The following is a 3208-nucleotide window of genomic DNA, read 5'->3' on the forward strand; positions in this document are numbered from 1 at the left end:
CTCCACGACACCGAGGATCTTCTGCTTGGTCTGCAGGGCGATCGACCCGGCACGCTCGGCCACCTCGGCGGCAGCCTGTTGTGGGGTGGTCACGACCAGGATTTCCGCGCCTGGAATCAGCTGAGCGATGGAGATCGCGACATCGCCGGTCCCCGGCGGCAGATCCAGGAGCAGCACGTCCAGGTCGCCCCAGTAGACGTCGGCGAGAAACTGTTGTAGCGCGCGGTGCAGCATCGGTCCACGCCAGGTGACCGGGGTATTGCCATCGGTGAACTGACCGATCGAGATGAACTTCACGCCGTGGCTTTGCGGCGGCATGATCATCGACTCGACCTGCGTCGGCTTAGCGTCACTACCCAGCATGCGCGGGATACTGTGACCGTAGATGTCGGCGTCGAGGACGCCCACCGAGAGGCCGCGGTCCGCCAACGCGACAGCCAGGTTGACCGTGACGCTGGACTTGCCGACGCCGCCTTTGCCGGAGGCGATGGCGTAGACGCGGGTCAAGTTGCCCGGCTTGGCGAACGGAATCTCCGGTTCGGCCCGGTCGCCGCGTAACTGCTTACGCAAGGCGGTGCGCTGCTCGTCGTTCATCACATCGAGTTCGACGCGGATCTCGCCGGCCCCGGGAACGTCGGCGACGGCAGTTTTCACCCGGTTGCTGATCTTGTCTTTCATCGGACAGCCCGCAGTGGTCAGGTAGATCCCGACATCCACGCTGCCGTCGTCACCGACGGTCACCGATTTCACCATGTTCAAATCAGTGATCGGCCGGCCGATCTCCGGATCGTTGACCTTGCTGAGTGCCGATCGAACGGCGGCTTCGGTGGGGGCTGCAGTGGTGCTCACAGTGCCCAGTCTAGTGAGCCGGACCGCAGCGCCGTCAGCGGCCGGGGGGAGTGGCCTTGGTGCTTGCTGGCTTCTTGGTGACCGTCGGCTTCTTGGTGCTCGTTACCTTCGGGGTGGCCTGCTGCGTACCACTGGACTTCGGCGCCTGCTTCGGCGTCGACTTGGGCGCGGCCTGCGGGCCGACTCCCGGTGGCAGGCAGATCGCGCCGAGGCAGTGCTGCTGCGGCTGCGTCGCTTTCGGTGTGGTGGTGGACGTCGTCGAATCCTCGGTGCTCTCGCCGGGCTTCTCGTCCTTGGTGTCCTTCTTATCTTTCTTTTCTGTCGTGGGCGCCGCGTGGTTCATCTCGGGGATGCCCTCGGTGGGGACCACTCCGGTGGCATAGGCGGCGGCCCAGCCGAGGACATTATTGGCGTAGGCGACGCTGCGGTTGTAGCGCAGCACATTGTTCACTTTGGAGCCGTCGGCCATGATGTCGGAGACACCCTGGCACAGGTAGCGACCGGCCGAATAGGCCGCATCGAAGATGTTGTCTGGATCGGATTTGCCGTCGCCGTTGGCGTCGCTGCCCCAGGCTTTCCAGGTGCTCGGGATGAACTGCATGGGACCCATGGCGCGGTCATGTCGCGCGTCACCGTCGAACGCGCCACCATCGGAATCGGTAATCACCTCGTTGCCGGCCAGCGAGCCGTCGAGCACCGGGCCGCGGATTTTGGTGCGGGTGTTGCCGTACTCATCGACGTTGCCGTTGCCTGCGTGACCGGACTCGATGCGGCCGATGCCGGCGAGCAGGTACCAGGGGAGTTGGCACTGCGAATTCTCGGCCGCGACGCGGGTGGCGGCAAGTTTGTAGGCCTGCAGAACGACGCCGGGGATGCCGAGGGGGCCACTGGGCAGGTTTGCCGCAATGCGGAACTGCGCGTTGCCGACCGCTGCGGACTCGGCTGGTGGCGCGAAACCGTAAAGGCTGGGCGACGAGGCGGGCACTGCGTGTGCGACGGCATTGACGTCGTTGTCGCTGACCTGGGTGACGCTGGCAACGGCGGGCGCGGCCAGCGCGCCCCCGGATGTGCTACCGGTGGCACTGACCAGCATGGCAGCGCCAATTGCGGCAACGCCGGTGGTGACAACGGCACCGCGCAGCGCACGAGAAGATCCGGTACGCATCAGTGATTCATCCTCATCAGAAACTCATCCCCATCAGTTGCTGATCGTTCTTTCGGTGATCGGTGGCGTCCATGGTGCACCGTGAGCCGAGCGGCGATAGATGCGGACTGTGAGCCAGCATACCCTGCAGTAAGGTGCCGAAAGCAATCAGTTCGGTAAATCGGGTTGACCGCCCAGGGCGGGGGGCACATCGTCGTCGCGAACAGATCCGCGCTGGCGCGCGTCGATCCGATCGACGAGCTCGTCGAGCAGATCATCGAGTTCGCGGCGAAGATAGTCGCGGGTCACCGTCTCGCCGACCGCCACGCGCACCGCGGCTAATTCGCGGGCGAGGAACTCGGTGTCGGCTTTGGTCTGAGCGGCCCGGCGCCGGTCCTCGTCGAGCGAGACCTTGTCGCGGTTCTCCTGGCGGTTCTGCGCGAGCAGGATCAGCGGTGCGGCGTATGCGGCCTGCGTGGAGAAAGCGAGGTTCAGCAGGATGAACGGGTACGGATCCCATTCGAAGGCGAACACCCCGATGTTCAGGAAAATCCATACGATGACGATGATGGTTTGGATGGCCAGGTAGCGGCCGGTGCCGAGGAAGCGCGCGACGCGTTCGGCGTAGATCCCGATGACGTCGGCGTCCAGTCGTGCGGTGAAACTTCGGCGGCCGTCGCTGGGGGTGTCGAGTCGGCGGGCGCTCATGTGGTGGCCCCTGATGCGCGGCCCGGCTGGTCGGTGTCGGTGACGGCGTCATTGGGTTCTTGTTCGCGCCAGTCACGCGGCAGTACGGCGTCGAGCAGGTCGTCGACCGTCACCGCGCCGAGCAAATGGCGGTCCTCGTCGACCACCGGAGCCAGGGCCAGGTTGTAGGTGGCGAAGAATCGAGTCATCGTCTCCAGGGAGTCTTCCGGTCTCAGGTGCGGGATGTCGTCGTCGAGGATGCCGGCCACCAGGTTGGCGGGGGGCTCGCGCAGTAACGCCTGGGTGTGCGCGACACCGAGGAACTTGCCGGTCGGGGTGCTGGTCGGCGGCCGCACCACCAGCACCATGGTGGCGGTGGCCGGGCCGATGTCGGGGTTGGCCACCCGGGCCAGCGCCTCGGAAACGGTGGCGGCCGTCGAGACGATGATCGGCTCGGGAGTCATCACGCCGCCGGCGGTGTCGGGGGAGTGCAGCAGCAGGCGACGTACGGGCTCGGATTCCTCCGGG

Annotated in this window: 4 protein-coding genes; all 4 read right to left on the reverse strand. The window is 65.8% G+C overall.

The genetic code is table 11. From position 1 onward, the window contains the following. The coding region (locus WAW85_RS08525) for a P-loop NTPase (protein WP_422559188.1) at positions 1 to 849 on the reverse strand (849 nt) is incomplete at its 3' end. A 34-nt stretch (positions 850 to 883) separates the two neighbouring features. Further along, positions 884 to 2014, reverse strand: coding sequence for a lytic murein transglycosylase (locus WAW85_RS08530; protein ID WP_422559189.1), 1131 nt, complete (start codon positions 2012 to 2014; stop codon positions 884 to 886). Between the two features lie 147 nt (positions 2015 to 2161). Continuing rightward, positions 2162 to 2701, reverse strand: coding sequence for a DUF1003 domain-containing protein (locus tag WAW85_RS08535; protein ID WP_422559190.1), 540 nt, complete (start codon positions 2699 to 2701; stop codon positions 2162 to 2164). Further along, the coding region (locus WAW85_RS08540; RefSeq protein ID WP_422559191.1) for a CBS domain-containing protein at positions 2698 to 3208 on the reverse strand (511 nt) is incomplete at its 5' end. The genes WAW85_RS08540 and WAW85_RS08535, both read right to left, overlap by 4 nt.

The sequence above is a fragment of the Gordonia sp. (in: high G+C Gram-positive bacteria) genome, from assembly GCF_049299075.1.
GTDB lineage: Bacteria > Actinomycetota > Actinomycetes > Mycobacteriales > Mycobacteriaceae > Gordonia.